This is a genomic window from Tolypothrix sp. VBCCA 56010, from assembly GCF_050875635.1.
Lineage (GTDB): Bacteria > Cyanobacteriota > Cyanobacteriia > Cyanobacteriales > Nostocaceae > Hassallia.
This window is the reverse complement of the sequence record NZ_JBPAOH010000049.1, coordinates 1-23228: the sequence shown is the minus strand read 5'-3', so window position 1 is coordinate 23228 and position 23228 is coordinate 1. Positions and strand designations below refer to the sequence as shown.

Genomic DNA, 23228 nt, shown 5'->3' with positions numbered 1-23228 from the left:
TGATGACTAAAAAAAGGATGTTCGCCTTGGTCTGGTGACAAAAGAAGGATAAAAAATGAAAAAATAAATTGAAACAAGCTCCTATAATTTATTTCTGGAAAAAGACAAAGATATAAACCGATAAAAAAAAGGGGCTGCCAAGATATAAATCTTAACAATAATGATAATTATTCTCAAAATCAGTTAGTAGAAATTGCTCCAAGTCATGATATTGCCCCTTCCAAAATCCATGCTGTTTCAGCACACCCCGACTCTGAAAGCCCAACTTGGACAATAGTTTCTTAGAAGCAATATTATCCAACATGACTTCGGCAGTAACACAGCGCAAGCGCATCTCATCAAACGCGAATTGGAGAATAGTTTGCAATGCCTCCGTCATAATGCCTTGTCTCCAATAGGTGCTGGCAAGTTCATAACCCACATCAGCACCGATTGCTTGTTGATTCCATGTAAAGCCACAGGAACCAATTAAGATATTGTCTTGCTTGTGCGTAATTCCCCATCGTATTCCACGTCCCATTTCAAATCGTTTAGTCCGTCGCTCAATGACACCAAATGCCTCCTCGATAAGAGTGAAGGTATCAAGATCATGAAATTGAGTTACTTTTGGGTCAGAAAACACAGCAAAGACGGCTTCAGCATCCTTTGAGGTTTCTTGACGTAGAAAAAGACGTTCTGTCTCTAGCTTTGGGAAAGAGGTCAATAAAAAATCTGTGTTCATTTTTATGAGTTATATAAACCCGTTACAATCAAGTGTTGGTAGTTAATTAATCAGTACATTCAAAGAAAGTTTCATAGCTCGAATTTAAACGAGAGAAAACAAGTTGTTATTGCTAATTTTCAATAAATCTAACTTCGTAATTAGGGAAAATACGTAATTGGTGATAGCATAAATTAAACTATTTAAATTGATTAGGCATGAATTGTGCCATCAGGCATAATTGCGCCAGTCAAATTAGCACCAATTAGTTTTACAAGCAGGCGATCGCCAGAGCGAATTCTTGCTCCTGTAAAGTCGGCTCCCCGTAAATCTGCTCCACTGAGATCCGCTCCAATCAAGTTCGCATTCCGCAAATTAGCTTCTCGAAGATCGGCTAAAAGTAAATTTGCTCGAAACAAATTTGCCTCCGACAAATTGGCACCTCTAAGATTAACTTTGTGCATAAAAGTATCGCTGAGATTAGCACCATTCAAGTTAGAGTAACTCAGGTTTCTGCCAGATAAATCTTTGTTGCTCAAATTTGCCCGACTATAGTCTTTGCCACTCAAGTCTGAGCTTTTCTTTGGTGGTTGCTGAGTTGGTTCGGAAGACTTTTTTGGTTGAGAAGGTGATGAAGTTTGTGAAACTTGATACTTTGCCTTAAAAGAGCGCAATTTATCACGAGCTTCATTAATTGCTTTCAGCTTATCTTGTGCTTTTTGTTGCAAGCGGAGATTATCTAAGGGAATGCGATCGGGATGCCACACAAAAACCAAATCTTTGTAAGCTTGGTTTACTTCCTCCAGTGTTGCTCCGGGTTCTAATTCCAATACTCTATAGTACCGCTCCAGCTCGCTCATAAGACGTTTTGATGGAAAATCAAGTTAATAGTGAAGTGATGCAACCCTTTATTTGCTTAATTTGAGCGCAAATTTATGTTTTGTTGGGTAGATAACGGTATATTCCGCCATTTTTTACCGCCATCCGTGAGATTTTTAGCAACTTGACGCTTCTTGATATCTCACGCAAGCGGCAGGAGTTTTCTGCCCAACAAAACATACTTGTATGCTACCTGACGCAGTGACATAATTTTCTTTAATGCATAAGAAATAATACTAGCGACTGGTACAAACAGAGGGTTATTTCCCATTTTCTATTCCTTATTTCCTATTCCCCGTTTCTGATAACGCTATTTCTTTGGAAGTTCCGAGCGCTGGTAAGCGTCGCTCGGACTTCTCTCCATCGGACGATACCTCTCCAATACGCACCAAGAGGAACCTGATAAATCTCAATCAACAGCCAAACAATAATTGAGAAATGCAGCAAAAAGGTTAAGCAAGTCCAGATAGAAGGCAACCAAGTAATCGGAGCATGTGGATCTAAAGGAAAATTGTAAGCGACTATGCCGATGATAATAGTCGGAAAAAGCACAAAAGCAACGGCACCTAGGGCATAACCCCAACCCAATTCCACACCTTCCAACTGAGTTTCTGTCCAATTAAAGCCATTCCACCGCCAAGTCAGCGGTGGTTGACGAGAAGGCATCTTCAGTTGCTGTTGTTCTAGATTGACGGTAAAAATCTCATGACAGAAGTCACAAGACATAGCCTCCATTAAATGCATGTCGCGAATCTTACCAACACGACAGACTGGGCAAGGGTAAACTCCTTGATAATTTAAAGGCACGGCTAATATTTTGGAACTAGGCATAATCAAACTTAAGGTGGGAGTGGGGAGTGGGGAGTGGGGGAGTGGGGGAGTGGGGGAGTGGGGGAGTGGAGGAGTGGGGGAGTGGGGGAGTGGGGGAGTGGGGAGTCGCAATCATAATTTATAATTTATAATTTACAACTTATAACTCCGCTCCTCCTAACTCATAACTTTGCGCCTCCTAACTTTTGTACAGACGTGGGAGTGTGGAACGTCTCTACCTAACTTCTAACTCTTTTTTGGTCTGGTGGGAGCCTTGACAAGGTTAGAAGCGCTGTGATAAGTTCTTTGTTAATGTAGTTTTACATGAAATTTCACAACAAAGCACCGCGCAAATGTTAAGCAGTAATTCCTACTTTTATTTTTGGTTTAGGGTGGTTCACCGGGGGTGAGTCAAGTTTCCCAGTGGAAACAGCCCGGTGAACCGCAGAGCGAACTCTGCGGTTTTTGTTTTTTTAGGAGATTTTCAGCGTGATGACTCATTTCGGTAGCTGGTTTTATGGTTTTTACTTTTGGCGCGGGGCAAGCACCGGGTGAATAGCGTCATGCTGATGTATCGAACGCGCCCGGAACTTAAAAGTTCTGGGCTTTTTTATTGTAAGGAGAATCTAAAGAGTGATTAATGCCAAACTTGCTTCACAATCTCATCCTCAGCACCAAACAATCGTCAAAGTCTCCGAAAAAGTCGCTTTTGGCGGCAAAGAACTGGTGATTATCGGCGGACCTTGCACGGTGGAAAGCTTAGAGCAAATGGAAACAGTCGCCGAAAAGCTTTCTGCTGCGCCCGTACAAGCTTTACGTGGCGGTGTCTACAAGCCGCGAACGTCACCCTACGCTTTTCAGGGAATGGGAGAAGAAGGACTGGAAATTTTAGCCGCAGTGCGATCGCGCTACAATATCCCAGTTGTCACCGAAGTTATGTCAATCTCGCAAATTGAAGCGATCGCCACCCATGCTGATATGCTGCAAGTTGGTAGCCGCAACATGCAAAACTTCGATTTACTCAAAGCTTTAGGACAAGCGGGTAAGCCAATACTCCTCAAACGTGGTTTAGCCGCGACAATTGAAGAATTCGTTATGGCAGCCGAATATATTTTAAGTCACGGCAACCCAAATGTGGTACTGTGCGAAAGAGGTATTCGCAGCTTTGATGATTACACCCGCAACGTCTTGGATTTAGGCGCAGTAGCGGCTCTCAAGCAAATTACTCACTTACCCGTAATTGTCGATCCTTCCCACGCCGTAGGCAAACGCGAATTAGTAGCACCTGTGGCGAAGGCTGCGGTAGCTTGTGGCGCAGATGGGTTAATTATCGAATGTCACCCAGAACCGGAAAAATCCGTTTCTGATGCCCGTCAAGCGCTGTCTTTAGAAGACATGGTGGATTTGGTAGATAGCTTAAGACTCGTAGCCGCCGCAGTTGGGCGGATTATACCAGAAGTAGGGGTAGGTTTCAAGCCTGCCCCTATTTTTTGTGCGGCTTGAATCTTCAGAAACCCGGTTTCTTAAAGAAACCGGGTTTCTAGGGGAGAGCGATCGCATCTTTACTTATCCACAGAAAGCGAGTTTTTCGTCATACTATGTTGAATACCGACAGCATCATTTACTGCATTACGAAGCTGAGACCATTGCTCATATTTGTCGATGCCAATTGTCACAATAATAGAGCGTCCCTGATTCACGGGTTCATACTCTGAACTTACAACATAAGCCTGACGAAATTCTAAGTCTGAAATTGGGTTTGTTTGTTCGGTCATAGTTTTGTTTTCTCAATCAATTGTTGTTCAATCGTTTAGTACCGGACGACTAAAGTCGCGGCTAAACGAACAAAGTCCGCCTACGCGGACTTAATATGTTGTAGCCTGGGTCGGCAGGCTTTGTTTGTGTGCCCGCGTTGCTCCCAGGCTTCGGTGCCTGCGGGCGATTTGGGATTAATTCGCTTTCACAGTGATTGTCACTGTTTTTGTTGTCCAGCCTCGATTTGAAGCCATAACTTGTGCTTCACGGGTAGGAGGTACTTCATCAGGATCGGCACTAATAGCTGACAAAAGTTTGTCAAGCGGATCGCCACTTCTTGGTGTGTTTTCGTCGTATTCGTCAAATGCTGCTTTTTTGGCTTTAATCGGTTTGTCCAAAGACGGTAATTCTAGCCAGCGAAACTTAGCAGATCCAACTGTCGCAAATACCTTTAAGATGTCTTTACCTTCTTTATACCCCTCTGCCAGTTTGAATCTTAAAGGAATCAATTCTTCTTGCTTCGGGTTAAAAGTAGCAAAAGGTGCCCCATCTTCTAAGATGTCAAGTTGAGAAATAGCCCAATCTGACTGAAGATCCATGACGACAACATTCAAATCTTGGTTAGACTCATTCTTGATATATAAAAATGTATTTTCTCCAGTTTGCAATGTTTGCTTTGTAGGGTCAGCTAATGGCTTTTTGTTTTTGTCAGTTAACTGAACTAGCAGCTTGTTGGTTAAAACGGAAAGATTTTCTAGTTCTTGTGCAGCCTGATATTTAGTCAGATGAACTAAGCGCTTAACTACGTTTTCCGCCGCATCCGCATCGCTTGCTAACAGCGCTGGTCGTAAATTGGGAAATGGCGTACCGTTGCGATCGCATATTTCATACTCGCCCGAAGCATTAATCGCTACTTGATAGTGTTCACCTTCATTTGCTAACTCTACCCAACCTTTGCCAGATTTGGGAATTGCAGCTTTGACTGCTGTCAGTGCTGTGGTTTGAATTTTCAGCAATTCTGACGGTAGCACTTGATTTTTTGGTAAATTTGTGCTATTGTCTTGCTTCTCAAACAGACGAACTCGTCGCACAAGTGCGATCGCAGCTGATAACATAATTGCCGGAGATGCTTGCTCAATATCTCCACGCAGCGAATCTGGGTCAATCGCAGCCCAAGCGTCACCGGGAGTAATATCTGCTGTAACTTGGGCGATCGCTAACGGCTTATTTTTCTCGCTAAAATCTGTTGTACCTGGTGCATAAATGGCAAATCTTGCTCCTTCACCGAGTCCCTGAGCGCTACCTGCATCTAATTGCACTCGATTTCTAGCAGTATCTACGTTGAGAACATTTACTGTATAATGTACATTTGCGTAACTTCTGCCAAAAACTTGACGTTCACCCTCGCCAAATAGCATCGGTGTTTGGGTTTGAAATTGACTTTGGACTTTGGCGTAAACGCGATCGTAAAGTAACTTATACGTCAAGTCTGGACTTGGATTAGCTAAAGTATCTAACATCCAGTAAGTAAGCGCTCCATTACTCTCCTTACCATTGAACACAGACTCATAAGCATACTCCGAAGGGCGACAAGCTGCTAACAAAACATAATCTCGCGATTCTGGAAGCCAATCACCTGCATTAGCTTTGCGAGCTGTTCCCTGTGTAAGTTCAAGCCAGTTATTAATTAATTCTTCACGCGATGCCACTAAGCTGTCTGTAGGTCGTGATGTCGTGTCTGGTTCTCCTTCCAGTCCTCGAATTGCCGTATCCCCTCGTGTAGTACCTCCAGAGTGACAGCTATCAAACACCACTGTGACAACTAACCCCTTATTCACCATCTTTTTCAGGAGTGTTGCAATTTCAACGTCTCGGAGATAGCGTTCGTTTGTTTTGGCAATATCCATCGGTACAAGCGCTTCATCAGGTTGTCCCTCACCCTTTAATTCTGGATAGATTGTCTTTGCACGCCCCCCATGACCAGAATAATGAATATAAACTTGGTCGTCTTTTTGCGCTATCTCAGTAATTGCCTGAAACTTGACAACGATATTTTCGTAAGTAGGCAATTGCTCTTTAGGTTCGGGTGGTTCCGTAGCACCGGTATTAGAAGATGTCAGCTTAAAAATTTGCTTTGGCTTCTGCGTCTTCTTGAGGTAATCTTCTACCCGTTTAACATCGCGTACACATCCTCCAAGGCTGGCATATGAACTTCCATCCGGTAATAGACCTGGTAGATAGTAGTCAATACCAATCAATAAAGCGTATAAGTTGGGTATTTGAGTTGTTTGTTCGGTCATGTTTGCTTTCTCATACGTTACACCTTTAAATTCATACAAGCTTGTTTTCCGAATTACGGAATTAAATCGTGTGAAAGACAATATCCCCGACTTCTTAAAGAAGTCGGGGATATGAAGCTCAAGCCTGCCCCTGGATGTTGAATATTTATAAATTATGAGTGATGCTAAATCCTGATTTATCACTTTTAAGTTTTAATTCAAAACTGCCTTAAGAGCCTCATCTACTTGATTCAAAGAATCTATTGCGATTTCAATCAGTTTATCTTGTTGTTTTTCTGAATCAGTTTCAACAGCATCATTTAAAGCTTGTATGGCATTTTCTATTTTTTTTGCATTATCAAGCATTCCTCCTTTTTTCAAAGCAGTGGCGGCATTTTTTAAATGTTCCATAGCTGTATCGAAATACTGCACTGCATCTGCATCGCTTTCAGCCTCAGCCGCATTGTTCATTGCTTCTAAAGCAGAGTCGAGATTTTCGTCAGCATCTTTGAGGTATTTGGTTTTAATGTCAGCTAGCAAGATTGAAGAGGTCGATTGATGATTTACGCTAACACTTGCTGCCATTGCTGGATTGGCAGATAAAAAACTAGCGATCGCTATATTGGATAGCAAAAATATTCCTAGGACTTTTTTGATTTTCATAATTCAAAACCCCGGTTTTTATTGATATAAACTCATGCCAATTAATCGAAAGTTCTGTAATAAAGTTGATTTGCTTTACTTTCAGAAACTTCTACAACTTGGCATAATTATTCTTTTATCGTCAATATAAAAACACTGGTTTATCGACTTTTTATATTTGTTCTGCAAATATACGGATATAACATTCGTAGTGAGCGCTTCAGCGCTCAATCCCTCATTATGAATATTAAAAAAGGATAGGTAAATTACCTATCCCAAAAATAATATATTTAGCCTATCCAGTAGAGACGTTTCACTGGAACGTCTCTATCAAGTTCCAGAAGTCCAAGAGTTGATGTACTCATGTTGATCTGGGGTTAGAGTATCAATTTCAATTCCCATCGCTTGCAATTTCAGCAAGGCAATGTTTTGATCTACTTCGGTAGGAATTGAGTGTAAACCAGCTTGCAGCTTACCTTTATTTTTTACTAAATATTCGGCAGCTAAAGCTTGGTTAGCAAAACTCATATCCATCACTGCACTGGGGTGTCCTTCCGCAGCAGCGAGGTTGATTAAGCGTCCTTCACCGAGAACGACAATTGATTTACCGCTGTTGAGGCGATATTCTTGGGTGAAAGGACGGACATTTTTAACTTCCGTTGCTTTTTGACCCAAGGTTTTCAGGTCAATTTCCAAATCGAAGTGACCGGAGTTACAAACAATTGCGCCATCTTTCATGACGTCGAAATGTTCGCCGCGAATGACGTGTTTGTTGCCGGTGACTGTGATAAACAAATCGCCAACGGGTGCAGCTTCCGCCATTGGTAGGACGCGGAAACCATCCATTACGGCTTCAATTGCTCTGATGGGGTCAATTTCGGTGACAATTACGTTTGCACCGAGTCCGCGTGCGCGGAGTGCGGTTCCTTTGCCACACCAGCCGTAACCAACTACGACAATGTTTTTACCAGCAAGCAGAACGTTGGTAGCGCGGATAATACCGTCTAAAGTTGATTGACCTGTACCGTAGCGGTTGTCAAAGAAATGCTTGGTGTCAGCATCGTTGACGTTCATCGCCGGGAATGTTAGCACACCGTCTCGGAACATGGCACGCAAGCGCACGATTCCGGTTGTGGTTTCTTCGGTGGTGCCAATCAAATCGGCGATTTGATGCGGACGTTGTTGAATTAAAGTTGCAACTACATCAGAACCATCATCAATAATGATGTTGGGACGGTGATCTAAGGCTATTTGGACGTGGCGGTGATAAGTGTCGTTATCTTCACCTTTGATGGCAAACACGGGAATGTCGTAATCGGCGACGAGACACGCGGCTACGTCATCTTGTGTTGAGAGGGGATTGCTAGCAATTAGCAGGGCATCTGCACCACCCGCTTTGAGAGCGATCGCTAAATGCGCTGTTTCTGTTGTTACGTGGCAGCAAGCTGAAAGGCGAATCCCTGCAAAGGGTTTCTCTTGGGCGAAGCGATCGCGAATTTGCCGCAATACTGGCATTTCGCGTCCAGCCCATTCTATGCGCTGTCTTCCCAAGGGAGCTAGGGCGAGGTCTTTAACCTCGTGCTTTAATCGGGGAGAAGTTGCGGTCATCAAAATTTCCTCAAAAATGTAAAAAGGTACGTAATACTCTACGTACTTTAATAGAGTATTCCATGATTAGCTATGCTTAGTTAATTTTAAGCAACTAATCAAGGCTTCTTTGCACTAGCTTGACGTTTGCCGGGAATAATGTCAACTTTATTTAGTTTTTCTTTGCCTTAACTTTATGTTTGATTGGGGCATTGGGAATTGGGCATGGGGCATTGGGCATGGGGCATGGAAAGAATTGTATTAGAACGCGCATCAGAAAAAGCGTCTTTAATTCCCATTGCCCAATGCCCAATGCCCCATGCCCACATTTTCTGTGTCATCTGTCTTAGGGCAGATGAAAAATGCAAAAAATAAGTCTTTAGATTATAAAGATTTGTCAAAATGAAACTTTAGACAGGTACATTTACCCAGACTGATTTTGCACGATGGCTGTAGGTTTAGCTTAAGGAGGTGTTGAGCGTGCGCTATAAATTTTTGGCTATGCCAGGTTACGCCATGCGAATTCTACGATATAACCGCCTTCAAAAGTTAATTTGGATTGCAGTTGGGGCGATCGCCACCTTTATGGTTGTCACTAATTATGATGTGCCAAAAGCTACGGCGCAGATACCGTTTTTACCCGATCTGCAATCACCCGAACTAGGAATTTCTGACACAGAAAAAACAATTGTCAATGACTCAGTTTATTTGGATGGTCGGCGTTTATTTCAAATAGCGGATACAAGAGCAAATCTTCCACAGCGTTTAGAAAATATCCAACAAGCTTTAGATACAATTAGCCAAAACTACTTTCAAACGCCTGATGCGAAGCTTAAGGTGCAAATTGACCACGCTGCAAACGGTTCACCGATTATTCGCGTCAATGGCAATTATCTGATGACGGTAACACAAGAGGATGCCAACATCAGACAACAAGACCCGGAAAGTTTGGCTGAAGAACTTAAGCAGCTGTTGCTGCAAAAATTACCACAGGCGAAACAAGAGCGAAAAACTGAGTTTTTAATTTACCAAGGTAAAATTGCTGGTGCAGCCGTACTGGGGATGATTGTCATCAGTTGGGGGATGTATAGGTGGCAATGTCGATCTAGAAATTCAGTACAGCCAACTCCCCCAACTTCACCTGCGACCAAACCGATTACGGTACAGCTGAATCGACAGCAAAATCGACATATTCAAGAAGCAAAGCGGCGACTGTTTCAGCTAGCGCAAGCAATAATTTGGGGAGGGGGCAGTTTTTTCATCCTTGGTCTATTTCCCTACACGCGATCGCTGCAAATCGCAATTCTCAGAGCTGCGAAAATTCCTTTGCAAGTAGGTATTGTGCTACTGTTAACTTATGTGGCAGTGCGTCTTACCTATGCTTTAACTGACCGCTTCGCCTCTGCTTTAATCAACAGCAGTACTTTACTAACTCCGGAAACTACGGAACGGCTACAGTTACGAGTTTCTACGATTTCTGGTGTAACTAAAAGTATTGCTACCTTTGCTTTGCTCGTAGTTGGTACTTTATTTACTCTGACCATATTGGGAATAGATGTTATTCCCTTGCTTGCTGGTGCCAGCTTAGTTGGTGTGGCACTGTCCCTTGCCTCGCAAAGTTTAATTAAAGACGCAATTAACGGCTTTCTGATTATCCTGGAAGACCAGTACGCTTTAGGCGATGTGATTAATGTGGGGGAAGTTGGCGGTTTAGTAGAAAATCTAAATCTGCGGATGACTCAGGTACGCGATGCAGAAGGACGCTTAATTACAATTCCCAATAGCGAAATTAAAATTGTTGCCAATCTTTCTAGTCGGTGGTCACGTGCAGACTTAAATATCCCGGTTAGCTATCAAACCAATATTGACAAGGCTTTGGAATTAATTGAAGATATTGCCTTCAAGATGGATCGAGATCCGCTATGGCAAGAGCAAATTGTCGAAACGCCGAAAGTTTTGGGTGTAGATAATTTTGGCGATCGCGGTTTGATAATTCGTGTATGGATTAAAACACAGCCCCTCAAGCAATGGGATGTAGCGCGAGAATTTCGCCGTCGTTTGAAAATCGCCTTCGACCAAGCGGGAGTTTCTATTCCTCTACCTCAACAAGCGATTTGGGTCAATGATGCTCAATTATTGAAATCTCAGTTTGATGACAAGGTGAATTAGTTATTGGGCATTGGGCATTGGGCATGGGGGAGCCAGTGCGTTGGGGAGGCAGTGCGGTCTTGGGGTTTCCCCAAGTGGAGCATCTGCCGTCGGCTCTGCCGACTTGAAGCATCTGGCGTCATGGGTAATGGGTAATTGCGAATGGGTAATGGGTAATGAGTAATAGGGAAGATGTAGCTCCCCATCCCCCCCTCTCAAGAACTCTCCCCATCTCCCCCTGTGCTCCCCCCTCTCCCCCTCTCCCCAGTTGCAAGGATCTAAATCAGGTGGGAAAATGAAAAATTCTACCCCTTTGAAAAGTCCTTTGCGGTGAAGTTCTAGCGCCTCTATCAACTGGAAAAACACTATCGGAATCCATAAGCTTAATCTGTCGCTGTAAAAGTAGACAACGACACGTCTCGTTTTGTGTTCTTCCAGAGGAAGTGGACTTTGCCAAGGGGAAATCATGCTAAATAAACCTCATCCGCCAAAAGATAGATATACATATATCTATCTTTTTACTTATTCAATCAGTAAAAACAACTATCTTCAGCTAGTTGCTGAATCATGTTGTTTTTGAATCCTCTAAACAGTATTCCCCAATAAACGCAGCTTCAGAGAGGAAACTCACTGTTTGCTTGTGGGCAAAACAGTACATAAATACTACAATATATATATAGCGTCCAAGCCTGGTGAAGTGCGATCGCGGATCTGTGACAGCCTTCACAGAAATATGATTCAAGGGTTTGTTTTATGATTAAACACTATATTCTCAGCCTCAACCCGACTGCGAAGCACGACTGGGATCGTTGTATTCTACGCGATCCGCTGACTGCGAAACGTCCGGACATTGCTAAGTTAATTGCGGAAGCGGTTGGTGCAGATACAGGCAGTTATTTGGTGAGTGTAAATATCGAAGTTCAAGTATTAGAGCAAGCTGTGGTGTCTCATGCTGAACAGCTATCACTGAATATTGGTGAGGTGAGTGTTCCGTCTCAGCTGAGGGAAGTAGCGTAGTTAAGGCACAGTTTCGGAGCTTTGTTTATTAAGATTTGTTAGAGGTAAATTATTTTGATGTTGCAACTGAGTCATTATCCATCTGCGATCGCTCAAGCTGCCCAACGAGTGAATGAAGTAGACTCTCAGTTGATGGCAGTTCAGCACCAAATTAACCGATTTGAAGGCAATGCCGATCGCGTTTCTGCTTTTGAATCTGATTTGAAGAATGATGCTCAACGCAAAGCACGTCGCTTTGAAGTACTGTTGGTGAATCAGGAATATCAAAAGTCAATGGATACCCTGATTAGATTAACCGCAGAAAAACAAAATGCGATCGCTCATTTAGAATATCTCCGCAACCAGTTTAGTGTAGCTAAATTAGAGGCGAGACTAGCTATAGTTCAACAACTCAACGATTTTGAAGCTCGTGAATTAGTTGGTTTGTAATTACGTAGTGAGCGGTTCACCCTTCTCTTCGAGACGCTGCGCGAACGGGTTCGCCAGTCGCTCATGGGGGAAACCACGCCACTTGCGTGACTGTCGGCAGAGCCGCCCAACGCAGTGGCTCCCCTTGGCGTTAGCCTCTCCCTTTGGGAGAAGACCGCGCTGGCTCACCGCTCAATTCTAAAACTTTCAAGGGCTGAAGCCCTTACTACATTTAGAGCGTTTATTTACATTCAAAATAACGCTCAAGCAACTCAGCAATTTGCTGATTAATAATTGCCACATCAAATCGCTGACTTGCAGTAATTCGCGCATTATTAGCTATAGCCGCTGTCTTTTCTGGTTCTTGAAGACAAGCGGTAATTATTTGTGCAAGTTCTTGAGGTTTTCCTGGTGTCGCCAAAAAACCATTGATATCGTGTTCTACTAATTCAATTGCACCCCCAGATGCAGCTGCAACTACAGGTGTTCCACATAGCATCGCTTCAACAATCACTCTACCAAAAGGTTCTGGAGAAATAGAGGTATGTGCTACCAAGTCACAGGCTGACATTAATTGAGGAATATCTGAACGAAATCCTAAAAATTTGACTCTCTTTTCCAATCCTAAATTTGTTACCTGACGATGTAAACTATCAACATAATCTTGCTCGCCAAACAGTGCATCACCAACTAAAAGCACTGTGACTTCTTGAGGACATTTAGCAAGTGCCTCAAGTAATATATGCTGTCCTTTCCAAGGTGCAAGACGGCTAAAATGTCCGACTACAAATTGTCCTTCTAAACTTAATTCTTGCCGCAATTGCTTAACATCAGACTCAGAAATTTGATAATTTTTCGAGTCAAAGCCGTTGTAAACTATTTCCGTAAGGTTTGCGCGTCCACCTGCTTTCACAAAAGCTGTTTTACTCGCTTGAGAATTGGCAATTACTAATGATGCAAAATTGGCGCAAGTTACAGCAATGCGACGGTTGGTTTTGCTAAAATGCTCATCAGAAAGAATATCATGCAAATGATATACCAAAGGACGACGGCTGAGAAAACTAGCGATCGCACCCACAACTAACGCTTTTTGTGTATTCGCGTAAATTAGATCGTATTCACGCGCAATTTTAACTACTTTACTAATTATCGGCGCAAGTTGTCCTAAACTTCCTAAACCTTGTGCCAAGCTGCTTTGTTTGCGAACTTGTATTGCTTGAGTTGCCAAAACTTGCACGGTAATTTTATTCTGCTGTAGTAAATTATTGAATGAACCATCTGCAAATAAGCCTACCAGACAGCGATCGCTATAAGGTTTAGCAATATCTATCAAGCATAATTCTGCGCCACCCGGTTTACCACTTTGGTCTAAAAAGAGAATTTTCATGTATACTTGTTTAGGCTAAAAGAATCGAGCGCACCTGAGTTGCAATTTTCTGCCAGTCGAACTGTGTAACGGCGTAATTGCGGCAGTCTTCTCGTGAAGGTACTGGCAATTTTCTTAGTAATACTTGTTCTAATTTTTCAGCAATAGCTGACACTTCGATAGAGTCAGTAATTAAATGTGGTGAGAATGGTTCTAAAATTTCTGGCATTCCCCCAACCGGAGTACACACAACTGGAGTACCGCAGGCTAAAGATTCGACTATTGCTAATCCAAATCCTTCAAAAGATTGACTGGGCATTACACTCAAATCGGCAGCTTGATAAGCTATTGGTAATTCTTCATCAGGTAAAAAGCCTAAGAATTGAACGTGGTCGTCGAGTCCCAATTCTGCCGTTTGTTGTTTTAGTGCAGCTTCTAATGGTCCACGACCAGCAATCGCCAGCCAAACGTCAGGAATTTTCGGTTTTATTGTAGCGATCGCTATTAACAATTTGTCAAGCCCCATGCGATTTACTAACCGACGGGATGTAAATATTACTGGGCGATCTTGAGTCCAATTTAACTTGCTACGAGCCTCTTTAGGTGATAGATTTGCTTCAAACCGATTAATATCAACTCCACCAGGAATTACGTTAATTTTATCACTTGGTACTTGATATTGTTGATGTAAGATATTGCCAAATGCTTTGCTGAGAACTATGAAGCGATCGCAGCGAGCGTAAACTCTTTTTTCTATCAGCCAGTGCTTCAGAAAAGCGGTAATTTTATTAACTCCTTCTTCGTGACTTTCAGATGCCCAAGGTCCATGAAAGTTAAAAGTAATTGGCACTTCTTTTGGCAAAAGATTCAAAATCGGATAACTATACAATGCAAAATGTAAATTAATTGCATCTGGTGTGCCTACTCTAGTTTTTTGAAAATTAGTGCGAATAGACCACAAGCGTTGCCAAATTACAGTATCTGGAGAAGCTAAGTTAGTCAACTTTATCGGCAAATTTTCTTCCGCTTCTGGTAGCCCAACGCCACATAATTCTACCTTGTCTTCATTTTTGGCTAATTCTTTAGTTAGTTCATAAATATACCTCTCCAACCCTCCTGGTGTTTTGGGAAACCATCCCAGCCCTAAGGTGAGAATATATGCTGATTCATTCAATAAGTATCTTTTATCACTATTCATAAAAAAATAACCTAGTATTTACTGATAAAAATTGGTTTGCTTCCTCATCCAGCTTCAATGGTTTTTTTTGCTGATTAATAGACATCCATTATATTTATTATGTTGCTATTCTAGGCAGCATCAGTACTCTTTAAGTCATACTATAGGCACATTTCACTTCAAACCATCTATTCCCGGAAAATTTAATTTATCAAGATATCAATACAGTATAGATAAATATTTTTAATTATAATTAATACATAAGATGCTAAATTTTTATTTTTCGAGGTAAAATAATTTCCCAATTATGCTTAATATAATGCAATTATCTGCATCGTGTCGTTGACTATTGATATCAATTTGCATTCTTCTAATCTTTATTAGACACTTGCAACAAAAGTCAAACTAAAATGTAAACATCGCTACTTTTAATTGCAAGGCTTTAACTTAGGATAAGCAATGCGTTTATGATGGAATTGCTGCCAAACTTTTACAAAAATTTCCGCAATTTGTGACATTTCCTCTCGTGTTAAACCTGAATCTAGCAGTTGATTATCTTGCCATCTCGCACGGAGGATGTTGTTAACCATGAAGAAAGCTTGTTCTGGGCTATGATCTTTAAGCGATCGCAGCGCCGCTTCGCAAGAGTCTGCTAGCATCACAATTGCTGTTTCCCGCGACTGGGGAATCGGTCCATCGTAGCGAAAATCCGCTTCATTTACTGTTAAATTTGGATTTTCTTTTGCCATTTGCTGCGCTTGATGATAAAAATAAGCTATTAGCATTGTTCCCTGATGTTCGGGAATAAAAGCTTGAATCGCTGTAGGTAAACTGTGTTTTCGCGCCATCGCCAATCCTTCACTGACGTGCTTTTTGATAATTTTCGCACTTTTCCAAGGATCGTTAATTTCCGTCTCGTGTTTATTCGGTCCCCCCATTTGATTTTCAATAAATCCCAGAGGGTCATGCATTTTCCCAATATCATGGTATAATGTGCCAGCTCTCACCAATTCGACATTGCATTTAAGGTGTTTGGCAGCAGCTTCGGCAAGAGTAGCCACAAACAAGGTATGCTGAAAAGTCCCAGGAGTTTTCGTCGCCAGTTGTTTTAATAAAGAACGATTTGGATTCGCCAGTTCTGCTAAACGAATCGGGGTGACTAAATCAAAAAGTTTTTCTAAATAAGGACTCAAGCCCAAGGCAACAACACTCCAAACTAAGCCGGATAAAGCAAAGAATCCGGCTTCTCTAAGTACGATGTACCAGCCAGAACCAAATGCTGCACCGACTAACAGCTTGAATATTAGATAAACGCCACCCTGAGTTAAAGTAACACCAACGCTAAGAAGTGCAAGTTCCTCACGCGATCGCAAACGTTTGGCGATACAACTACCTAAGATTCCGCCAGCAGCACCACTCCAAAGCACAGTCCTACTAATTTCCAAGCTAAATGGTAACTGTAAAGCCAGCAATCCGATAACTGTTATACCTAAATTAGCTCCGTAGAAGCTACCCAACAACAAACCAATGGCGCTCCAAGTAGTATAAGGTGTACCTATTAGCACTCCGGGCACACTTATAGTTAGCAACAATATTAACAGGCGATCGCGTTGCCGCATTTTTGTTTGAATTCGCCGTTCCACAAAAGCAAAAATGCCAATAGATGCGCTAACAATGCCTCCCAGCTTCGTCAAACCCAGCCAGTTAATTTCCCGCCGTACTAAATGATAATGCTCTAGCACCTCAAAGTCCCAAGCAGTAATCGTCTCTCCTTTTTTGACAATTACCTCACCTTGCCGCATCGACACCATCACAGGTTTGACACCAGCAGCAGCTTGTGCCCCACTTTGTTTGCTTAGTTCTTCATCTTTCTTGAGATTCGGTTTGAGTACAATCAGCAAAAGTTTTCTTGCTAAAGACTCGGCTTCTTGTGGTACTGATGTCTGCACTTGTAGCCTCACGGCATCTTGTAAGATATTTGGCGGCAGTCCTGGTGGGATACCTTGTGCGAGAATCCGCTCTGCACTTTGTTGAATTCCCGTTTCTGTTTTTCCCCAGTCCTCATCTGACAAGTTCAAAATAAAAGTGTCATTATATACTGTTTTCGGGTTAACAGCCTTAAGCTGTAACAATTTGGCGTTTGCTTGAGCGTATGCTTTACGGGCTTGGGAGATTTGAGCGGTGAGTGAGGACAAGTTTTGCTGTGAAGTCGTCAAACGGTAAGTTTCTAATTCCGCCACTGCTTGAGCAAAGTCAGGTTTTTGGGAAATATTATCAAGTTTTCCGCCGGCAGTCTTTAGAATAATTGTATCTTTTTGCACTTCTATCGCCGTTTTCATGACAGCAATTTTACTGCTTTGCTTTTGAGTTTTGAGTGCGAACTTCGGCTGCACGTTCGTATTTTCTACGGCATTTAGCAGCGTTTGCCATTCAGAATTAGAACAAGAACGCAGATAACGCTGGGTAGAAACAGGTAAAACTAAAGTGTCAAAAAAAGGAAAATACCCGGCAGTTGCACGAATTTCGTTACCCGTATCCAAAAATTGTTGCAAATCTTGACGAATTTTTTCGTTAACTTGTGCATCGACCATTAACACTGATAAAGAACTTTTAGTAGCGGTTTTGCGATCTTGGTCGGTTTTTTTCTTATCTTCGATGTTAGCTGAGTAGGGAGCTTTTATCGTTTGTGGGGCGATAGTCCCTGCTTTCAGCTTTGTTGTGTTGTATAATTTATGCCCCATCACCCCTGTGAGGGACACTAATGCGATCGCATAAATAACCGGGGTACGTCGGTGAATATAGCCCAATATGCTTACACAAGTGCCTCTATTAGTTTTATACGCCTGAATCGATCTGGAAGTTCTGAGTTTTTGCCGATCGCCACAATCGCTTCTTTGGGATAATGAGAGCAGAAAATCATTGATGACACCTCTTGCCCCAAGCAAGTGTCGTTTATTTAGTAGCGTCTTGTAACGTCGTTGCCAGTGGGTCAATTTCTCGGTCATTGATTGAAGAAATGGCTGCGTTTTCATTACCTATGACCGCAGTTACTTACTTTGATAGCTTAAAACAAGATACCCTGACATTGATGCGATCGCACTTTTCTATCCATAGAAACTTCACTTGCGATACTCAAATTGAAGTTGATTTGCCACAATAGCTATCCAAAGAATAAGCTTTAGCGTTTCCCGTACAGTACCTATATAAAATATCACTAAAATTTTCCGGTTGGGGAAATTTGAGGAGGGGGGAGGGGGAGAGGGGGACAGGGGGAGAGGGGGGGACAAGGGGGACAAGGGGACAATTTTTTTCTATTCCCAATGCCCAATGCCCAATGCCCCATGTGCCATGCCCAATGCCCAATGCCCAATGCCCGATGCCCAATTATCAATTTTGATGATTAACGCAACCGAATGACGCGAGGAGCTGCACTGACGCATAGCGTACCCTGTTTGTCAGACATTGCATGTCCCTCTTGCTGTAAATCTTTTGGATATGGGGCAAGGTCATACGCTCCTGACCATACAGCCACCAGTCCATCAGCTAATTCTATCATCTGCTTGCGGTTGCTGAGTCTTGATGTTGCCGAATTTGCTGAAGATAACTTCATCTGCCAACTTACGGGAATGCCCGTTAAACTGTTGTAAGCCCCTGATAAAGCACCAGTAATTGCACCTGTAGCGGACAGCGCATCGCTGTTGTCAGTAGCCCGCAATATTGACAAACGGAAGTCTTCTAAGGTACTAAGAAAGCAATAAAACGCCATAGCAACAGCTTTACTTAGCTTTTCTTCTCGGCTTAACGCCCCTTGTACTCTTTCTAATCCAGCACCCTGAAGTAATAAATTATTGACTTTTAATAAAGCTTGTGGTAAGACAGTTGGCGTTTCGCCAATAAAGTCAATTGTTTGGGGTATGAGGGTTTTTATATCTAGTTTTTCTGTCAATGATCGCGCGATCGCATAGCCTACAGCTAGTGTTGCATCGCGCACTACTAAATCGCGATCCCAGATTGCGATCGCCTGACTCAAGTTTTGTCGCAGCTTAACTGTATTGTCAAAGTAAAACAGCGCCACTGGCAACGTAGCAATAATCGCTTTTAAGGAAACGCCATCGCTAGTATCTAAATGAGGAAATTGTACTTGCTGACGGCAAATCCAATCATCTAAATTCAGTTGCGAAGTCGTTATTAAACTTTCCACACCTAAGAGCGCAATTTCATGCCAATTTTTCGGCTGTTCTTTACTCCCAGAGGCTAAATCCCCAAGAAACGCCCCGATTATTGTACCTCTAAACCGACTTTCCAGAGAATAGCGCATAAAGGAGGGGCGGGTTTCCCCCGCTCATACTCAATAGTCTGAAATTTTAAGTTTTATTTCTTAAATGATCCACTAACGCTTGTAAACCTAATAAATAGCTTTGGACACCAAAACCACTTATTTGCCCGATCGCCACTGGTGCTATATATGAATTATGGCGAAATTCTTCCCTACGGTAGATGTTACTTAAATGTACTTCTACTGTTGGTAAATTAACAGCGGCGATCGCGTCTCGCAATGCCACACTTGTATGAGTATACGCCCCAGCGTTAATTAAAATTCCTTCATGTTGCCCTAAAGCGCCATGAATCGCATCTACCAAAACTCCTTCATGATTTGACTGCAAGCAAGAAACTTTCGCCTGTAGTTTTTTTCCTTCTTCTTCTAACAGGCGATTAATTTCCGCCAAACTGAGTGAACCATAAATTCCTGGTTCTCGCTGTCCTAGTAGATTTAGGTTTGGTCCGTGTAGTACCAGAACGCTTAAATATTCTAATGTCAATACAACCACTTTTAAGCTTTTAGCGACGGCGCGATCGGTCATTTACAGGAATCGGAATTAGTTCCGGTTCTGCCTCAGCCTCTGGACCTAGCAGGGCTTCAATCAGCTTGCGTGCTAATTCTTTAAGCTTCTCCAGTACCTTATCTATATAGTCCATTTAACTGAGCGCTCCTGAGATACTACCTTAATAATTGATTCACAGTTAAGCAGAAACTGGCGTTCAAACGCACCTCTGGCTTGAAACTGGCTTGATACACATCACTTTATTTTAGGCATAAGCCATTGGTCAAATTTTGTGTTGCGATCTCCCATACTTACTACAGTATCACATTAGCAACCTATAGGTTTGCATCATACCAAAGAAAGGTATTGTTTCACAAGCAAATAGAAAATAGGGAATGGAGAATTGGAAATGGGGAATGGGGCATGGGGCATGAAAAGAATCGTATTAGAAGACGCATGAGCGATCTTGAACTTGTTTAATTCCCATTGCCCAATGCCCAATGCCCAATGCCCAATGCCCAATGCCCAATGCCCAATGCCCAATTACCAAGTTCCCTATTCTCCCTTTCGCCCTTGTTTTTTCGCAGTTGTGGTAGACGACTTAGCCGTTGACTTAGCTTTAGTAGTGGTTGATTTCCGCGTGGTTTTGGTTGTAGTTTTACTCGTTGTCTTGCGTGTGGATTTTGCCGACGATGCTTTACTTGCTAACAACTCCAGTGCTGTGGAAAGCGTTACATTTTCTACCGATTGACCTTCGGGGATACTCACGTTTGTTTTGGCGTGCTTGATGTAAGGACCATAAGGACCATCGTAGATATTGACTGGTTCGCCGTCTTCTGGATGTGCGCCCAATTCGCGTAAAGCAGCCTTAGATTTACTATTAGTGCTGCTGCGTCCTTTTTTCGGTTCAGATAACAATTCCAAAGCCCTTTCTAAAGAAATTGTTAAAACATTATCACTAGCTTTTAAAGAGCGATAATCTTTACCTTCTTTACCTTGGTCATGAACAACATAAGGACCAAAACGTCCTAAACTTGTTTGAATTTTGCCACCTGTAACCGGATGAACTCCTAATGTCCGGGGTAGCGCTAAAAGACCAACAGCCATCTCCAAAGTGACATTTTCTGGACTTTGACCTTTGGGTAAAGAAGCTTGTTTGGGTTTGGGGTTTTCTTCGGTCTTGTCACCCAACTGAACGTAAGGACCGTAAGCGCCAATTTTCACATAAATCGGTTCGCCAGTTTCTGGATGACGCCCTACTTGGTCGGGACCTTCAGTTTTTTGTCGCAGTAGAACTTCTACCTTTTTCGGGTCGAGGTCAGCAGGGGTGAGGTCTTTGGGAATTGAAGCAGTGACAACACCGTTACCATTTTCGACTTCGATGTAAGGACCGTATTTACCAATGCGGACTTTAGCATCAAGATTTTCTAGTTCTACCGTCCTAGCTTTGGTAGCATCAATTTGGCTGTCTTGTTCTTTGACCAGCGTTTCTAAACCTTTGTCTCCCAAATAAAATTCCCGCAGATAGGGTAGCCATTTTGCTTCGCCGGTAGCAATATCATCTAAAGTTTGCTCCATTTTGGAAGTAAAGCTGGGATCTACGATGTCGGGAAAGTGTTTTTCCAGCAAGTCGGTGACAGCGAAAGCGGTGAATGTGGGTATGAGAGCATTATTCACCAATTGGGCGTAACCTTTATCAATAATTGTGCCGATAATGCTGGCGTAAGTACTGGGACGACCGATACCTTCACTTTCTAAAGTTTTCACCAAGGTAGCTTCAGTGTATCTAGCTGGTGGTTGAGTTTCGTGATCGATCGCCTCTAAGTTCGTACAATTCGGGCGATCTCCGACTTTCATCGGCGGTAAAATTACTTCTTGGTCTTCCAACGCTGCATCGGGGTCGTCTGAACCTTCGACGTAAGCGCGTAAAAAACCGGGAAAATCAATTCGCTTACCAGAAGAACGAAAACCCGCATCTTCAACTTGCAACTGTACGGTAATTTGCGTTTGGCGAGAATCAGCCATTTGACAAGCTACGGTGCGCTTCCAAATCAAGTCATACAGCGCCAGTTCTCGACCGCTTAAGCCAGTTTCTTGCGGCGTGCGGAAGCTGCTACCCGCCGGACGTATGGCTTCGTGTGCTTCTTGTGCGCCTTTGGATTTGGTAGTGTATTGCCTTGGTTGGGGGCTGAGATATGATTTGCCGTAAAGCTTTTCGACACAATCACGCGCAGCTGAAATTGCTTGTTCTGACAAATGCACCGAATCTGTACGCATGTAGGTAATATATCCTTCCTCGTACAATTTCTGAGCAATTCGCATCGTATCCCGCGCAGAAAGGCGCAATTTTCGGTTAGATTCTTGTTGCAGCGTTGAGGTGGTAAACGGTGGCGCGGGTTTCCGTGTTACCGGGCGTTCCTCAATGTCTGTCACACTCCAGGGTTTACCAGTCAGCCGTTCTTTGAGGGCTAATGCTTCCGCTTCTGAAAGCAGCACGACTTTGCGCCCAGCAATAATTTGACCGGTCGCTGCATCAAAATCACTGCCTGTTGCTACTTTAGTTTTTTGCAGCGTCACTAACTGCGAGGTGAAAGCAGCTTTTTCATGCTGCAAGTAAGCCTTCAAATCCCAATATGTACCTTCACGGAAAGCGCGGCGTTGGCGTTCCCGCTTCACCAAAACCCGCACGGCTACCGATTGTACCCGCCCCGCAGATAATCCCCAAGCGATTTTTTTCCACAGCAACGGCGATAGGGTATAGCCCACCAACCGATCCAAAATTCGCCGCGTTTCTTGGGCGCGAACCAACTGATCGTCAATATTGCGGCAGTTTTTCAACGCTTTTTTAATCGCGTCTGAGGTAATTTCGTGAAATACCATCCGCTTGGTCGGAATTTTCGGCTTGAGCAGTTGATATAAATGCCAACTTATGCTTTCACCTTCCCGGTCTTCGTCCGTTGCCAGAATCAGTTCAGTTACGCCTTTCATGGCATCTTTGAGCTGGGTGACAATTTTCTTTTTGTCTTTGGGGACGATATACAGCGGTTCAAAGTCGGCATCTACATTTACCCCCAGTTGCGCCCATTTTTCCCCTTTGACAGTAGCGGGAATATCTGTAGCCGACTGGGGAAGGTCACGTACATGACCCATAGACGCTTCCACTCGATAGTCCTTCGGCAGGTAATTGCGAATGGTACGAGCTTTGGTAGGAGATTCGACGATGACGAGAGTTGACATGGAAATTTCAAAAAAAGAATAGCTGCAAAGCTAGACAGTCAAATTAACATTACTGGGCTTGATGTGGATGTGATTTCATCCTCACACAAACTGTCCGTTCAAGATAAAATCCCTGCAAATTCGCTCTTGAGAGCGTAGCCCTTTCCGTAGGATAGTCCTTTCTTGAGGATAGGCGCTTGGAAAGCAGAAGTGTAAATTTAGTGTTATCTCAATCATTAACTTATATCTTGCATAATTGGCGACTACAGTTTTGAAAAGGAGAGGGGGAGTGGGGGGAGGGGGGGAGTGGGTTTAGGTTGTGGGTGTGTATGGGGTGGGGGGGGTGGCGGGGGGTGGGAAGGGGGGGGGGGGGGGGGGGGGGGGGGGGCAGGGGGGGGGGGGGGGACAAGGGGCTTTTTTA

General features: G+C 43.1%; 23 protein-coding genes. 6 read left to right on the top strand and 17 right to left on the bottom strand.

What is annotated here, in order from left to right; translation table 11 throughout:
* Positions 1-151 precede the first annotated feature (151 nt).
* From AABK37_RS18035 to AABK37_RS18025, 3 genes are all read right to left on the bottom strand, one after another.
* On the bottom strand, positions 152-721 hold the full coding sequence (locus AABK37_RS18035) for a GNAT family N-acetyltransferase (protein ID WP_432552922.1): 570 nt from the start codon (positions 719-721) through the stop codon (positions 152-154).
* A gap of 191 nt (positions 722-912) precedes the next feature.
* On the bottom strand, positions 913-1560 hold the full coding sequence (locus AABK37_RS18030) for a pentapeptide repeat-containing protein (protein ID WP_432552921.1): 648 nt from the start codon (positions 1558-1560) through the stop codon (positions 913-915).
* 307 nt (positions 1561-1867) lie between these two features.
* Positions 1868-2410 (bottom strand): hypothetical protein, encoded by a 543-nt coding sequence (locus tag AABK37_RS18025; RefSeq protein WP_432552940.1) that lies wholly within the window; start codon positions 2408-2410, stop codon positions 1868-1870.
* A gap of 612 nt (positions 2411-3022) precedes the next feature.
* Between AABK37_RS18025 and aroF the strand changes: the two genes are divergently transcribed.
* Positions 3023-3892, top strand: coding sequence for a 3-deoxy-7-phosphoheptulonate synthase (gene aroF, locus AABK37_RS18020; protein ID WP_432552920.1), 870 nt, complete (start codon positions 3023-3025; stop codon positions 3890-3892).
* Between the two features lie 59 nt (positions 3893-3951).
* Here aroF and AABK37_RS18015 read toward each other — a convergent pair whose 3' ends face one another.
* The 5 genes from AABK37_RS18015 to AABK37_RS17995 all read right to left on the bottom strand — a co-directional run bounded on the left by AABK37_RS18015 (position 3952) and on the right by AABK37_RS17995 (position 8993).
* Complete coding sequence (locus AABK37_RS18015) at positions 3952-4164, bottom strand: hypothetical protein (RefSeq protein WP_432552919.1); 213 nt, start codon at positions 4162-4164, stop codon at positions 3952-3954.
* Positions 4165-4338: 174 nt separating this feature from the next.
* Positions 4339-6444, bottom strand: a complete 2106-nt coding sequence (locus tag AABK37_RS18010; protein WP_432552918.1) for a caspase family protein — start codon at positions 6442-6444, stop codon at positions 4339-4341.
* A 192-nt stretch (positions 6445-6636) separates the two neighbouring features.
* A complete protein-coding gene (locus AABK37_RS18005) occupies positions 6637-7086 on the bottom strand; it encodes a hypothetical protein (protein WP_432552917.1) in 450 nt (149 codons plus the stop codon).
* 309 nt (positions 7087-7395) lie between these two features.
* Positions 7396-8673: an adenosylhomocysteinase gene (gene ahcY / locus AABK37_RS18000; RefSeq protein WP_432552916.1), complete on the bottom strand. Its 1278-nt coding sequence runs from the start codon at positions 8671-8673 to the stop codon at positions 7396-7398.
* Between the two features lie 173 nt (positions 8674-8846).
* Entirely contained in the window at positions 8847-8993 is a 147-nt protein-coding gene (locus AABK37_RS17995) for a hypothetical protein (protein WP_432552915.1), read from the bottom strand.
* A 244-nt stretch (positions 8994-9237) separates the two neighbouring features.
* Here AABK37_RS17995 and AABK37_RS17990 point away from each other — a divergent pair, with 244 nt between their 5' ends.
* Entirely contained in the window at positions 9238-10821 is a 1584-nt protein-coding gene (locus AABK37_RS17990; RefSeq protein WP_432552939.1) for a mechanosensitive ion channel family protein, read from the top strand.
* On the opposite strand, the gene AABK37_RS17985 is transcribed toward AABK37_RS17990, so the two are convergent.
* The gene (locus AABK37_RS17985; protein ID WP_432552914.1) at positions 10822-11268 is read right to left on the bottom strand and encodes a hypothetical protein; all 447 of its coding nucleotides are present in this window, start codon (positions 11266-11268) and stop codon (positions 10822-10824) included. It abuts the gene before it with no gap.
* A 285-nt stretch (positions 11269-11553) separates the two neighbouring features.
* Between AABK37_RS17985 and AABK37_RS17980 the strand changes: the two genes are divergently transcribed.
* Complete coding sequence (locus tag AABK37_RS17980; protein WP_039737117.1) at positions 11554-11817, top strand: hypothetical protein; 264 nt, start codon at positions 11554-11556, stop codon at positions 11815-11817.
* Between the two features lie 57 nt (positions 11818-11874).
* Positions 11875-12246 carry a hypothetical protein gene (locus AABK37_RS17975; protein ID WP_039737115.1) on the top strand — a complete coding sequence of 124 codons (372 nt, stop codon included), beginning with the start codon at positions 11875-11877 and terminating at the stop codon, positions 12244-12246.
* A 220-nt stretch (positions 12247-12466) separates the two neighbouring features.
* Here the strand turns inward: AABK37_RS17975 and AABK37_RS17970 are convergent, their stop codons facing one another.
* From AABK37_RS17970 to AABK37_RS17960, 3 genes are all read right to left on the bottom strand, one after another.
* Positions 12467-13612, bottom strand: coding sequence for a glycosyltransferase family 4 protein (locus AABK37_RS17970; protein ID WP_432552913.1), 1146 nt, complete (start codon positions 13610-13612; stop codon positions 12467-12469).
* A 10-nt stretch (positions 13613-13622) separates the two neighbouring features.
* The gene (locus AABK37_RS17965; RefSeq protein WP_432552912.1) at positions 13623-14789 is read right to left on the bottom strand and encodes a glycosyltransferase family 4 protein; all 1167 of its coding nucleotides are present in this window, start codon (positions 14787-14789) and stop codon (positions 13623-13625) included.
* 407 nt (positions 14790-15196) lie between these two features.
* Positions 15197-17800 carry an HDIG domain-containing metalloprotein gene (locus tag AABK37_RS17960; RefSeq protein ID WP_432552911.1) on the bottom strand — a complete coding sequence of 868 codons (2604 nt, stop codon included), beginning with the start codon at positions 17798-17800 and terminating at the stop codon, positions 15197-15199.
* Between AABK37_RS17960 and AABK37_RS17955 the strand changes: the two genes are divergently transcribed.
* Positions 17785-17928, top strand: coding sequence for a hypothetical protein (locus tag AABK37_RS17955; protein WP_432552910.1), 144 nt, complete (start codon positions 17785-17787; stop codon positions 17926-17928). The genes AABK37_RS17960 and AABK37_RS17955 overlap by 16 nt on opposite strands.
* Positions 17929-17996: 68 nt before the next feature.
* The gene (locus tag AABK37_RS17950; RefSeq protein WP_432552909.1) at positions 17997-18185 is read left to right on the top strand and encodes a hypothetical protein; all 189 of its coding nucleotides are present in this window, start codon (positions 17997-17999) and stop codon (positions 18183-18185) included.
* On the opposite strand, the gene AABK37_RS17945 is transcribed toward AABK37_RS17950, so the two are convergent.
* From AABK37_RS17945 to topA, 5 genes are all read right to left on the bottom strand, one after another.
* Entirely contained in the window at positions 18169-19086 is a 918-nt protein-coding gene (locus AABK37_RS17945) for an ADP-ribosylglycohydrolase family protein (RefSeq protein ID WP_432552908.1), read from the bottom strand. The genes AABK37_RS17950 and AABK37_RS17945 overlap by 17 nt on opposite strands.
* 46 nt (positions 19087-19132) lie before the next feature.
* Positions 19133-19630, bottom strand: a complete 498-nt coding sequence (aroQ, locus tag AABK37_RS17940; RefSeq protein WP_432552907.1) for a type II 3-dehydroquinate dehydratase — start codon at positions 19628-19630, stop codon at positions 19133-19135.
* Positions 19608-19745: a hypothetical protein gene (locus AABK37_RS17935; protein ID WP_200819221.1), complete on the bottom strand. Its 138-nt coding sequence runs from the start codon at positions 19743-19745 to the stop codon at positions 19608-19610. Before AABK37_RS17935 ends, aroQ begins: the two co-directional genes overlap by 23 nt.
* Positions 19746-19939: 194 nt before the next feature.
* Complete coding sequence (locus AABK37_RS17930; protein ID WP_432552906.1) at positions 19940-20134, bottom strand: hypothetical protein; 195 nt, start codon at positions 20132-20134, stop codon at positions 19940-19942.
* Between the two features lie 12 nt (positions 20135-20146).
* Entirely contained in the window at positions 20147-22828 is a 2682-nt protein-coding gene (gene topA / locus AABK37_RS17925; protein WP_432552905.1) for a type I DNA topoisomerase, read from the bottom strand.
* Between the last annotated feature and the right edge of the window lie 400 nt (positions 22829-23228).

Excerpts from the sequence above, each read along its gene's own strand:
- AABK37_RS18035 (WP_432552922.1), bottom strand. The coding sequence starts at position 721 with ATGAACACAGATTTTTTATTGACCTCTTTCCCAAAGCTAGAGACAGAA.
- AABK37_RS18030 (WP_432552921.1), bottom strand. The coding sequence starts at position 1,560 with ATGAGCGAGCTGGAGCGGTACTATAGAGTATTGGAATTAGAACCCGGA.
- AABK37_RS18025 (WP_432552940.1), bottom strand. The coding sequence starts at position 2,410 with ATGCCTAGTTCCAAAATATTAGCCGTGCCTTTAAATTATCAAGGAGTT.
- AABK37_RS18015 (WP_432552919.1), bottom strand. The coding sequence starts at position 4,164 with ATGACCGAACAAACAAACCCAATTTCAGACTTAGAATTTCGTCAGGCT.
- AABK37_RS18010 (WP_432552918.1), bottom strand. The coding sequence starts at position 6,444 with ATGACCGAACAAACAACTCAAATACCCAACTTATACGCTTTATTGATT.
- AABK37_RS18005 (WP_432552917.1), bottom strand. The coding sequence starts at position 7,086 with ATGAAAATCAAAAAAGTCCTAGGAATATTTTTGCTATCCAATATAGCG.
- ahcY (WP_432552916.1), bottom strand. The coding sequence starts at position 8,673 with ATGACCGCAACTTCTCCCCGATTAAAGCACGAGGTTAAAGACCTCGCC.
- AABK37_RS17995 (WP_432552915.1), bottom strand. The coding sequence starts at position 8,993 with ATGACACAGAAAATGTGGGCATGGGGCATTGGGCATTGGGCAATGGGA.
- AABK37_RS17990 (WP_432552939.1), top strand. The coding sequence starts at position 9,238 with ATGGTTGTCACTAATTATGATGTGCCAAAAGCTACGGCGCAGATACCG.
- AABK37_RS17985 (WP_432552914.1), bottom strand. The coding sequence starts at position 11,268 with ATGATTTCCCCTTGGCAAAGTCCACTTCCTCTGGAAGAACACAAAACG.
- AABK37_RS17980 (WP_039737117.1), top strand. The coding sequence starts at position 11,554 with ATGATTAAACACTATATTCTCAGCCTCAACCCGACTGCGAAGCACGAC.
- AABK37_RS17975 (WP_039737115.1), top strand. The coding sequence starts at position 11,875 with ATGTTGCAACTGAGTCATTATCCATCTGCGATCGCTCAAGCTGCCCAA.
- AABK37_RS17970 (WP_432552913.1), bottom strand. The coding sequence starts at position 13,612 with ATGAAAATTCTCTTTTTAGACCAAAGTGGTAAACCGGGTGGCGCAGAA.
- AABK37_RS17965 (WP_432552912.1), bottom strand. The coding sequence starts at position 14,789 with ATGAATAGTGATAAAAGATACTTATTGAATGAATCAGCATATATTCTC.
- AABK37_RS17955 (WP_432552910.1), top strand. The coding sequence starts at position 17,785 with ATGGCTGCGTTTTCATTACCTATGACCGCAGTTACTTACTTTGATAGC.
- AABK37_RS17960 (WP_432552911.1), bottom strand. The coding sequence starts at position 17,800 with ATGAAAACGCAGCCATTTCTTCAATCAATGACCGAGAAATTGACCCAC.
- AABK37_RS17945 (WP_432552908.1), bottom strand. The coding sequence starts at position 19,086 with ATGCGCTATTCTCTGGAAAGTCGGTTTAGAGGTACAATAATCGGGGCG.
- aroQ (WP_432552907.1), bottom strand. The coding sequence starts at position 19,630 with ATGACCGATCGCGCCGTCGCTAAAAGCTTAAAAGTGGTTGTATTGACA.
- AABK37_RS17935 (WP_200819221.1), bottom strand. The coding sequence starts at position 19,745 with ATGGACTATATAGATAAGGTACTGGAGAAGCTTAAAGAATTAGCACGC.
- topA (WP_432552905.1), bottom strand. The coding sequence starts at position 22,828 with ATGTCAACTCTCGTCATCGTCGAATCTCCTACCAAAGCTCGTACCATT.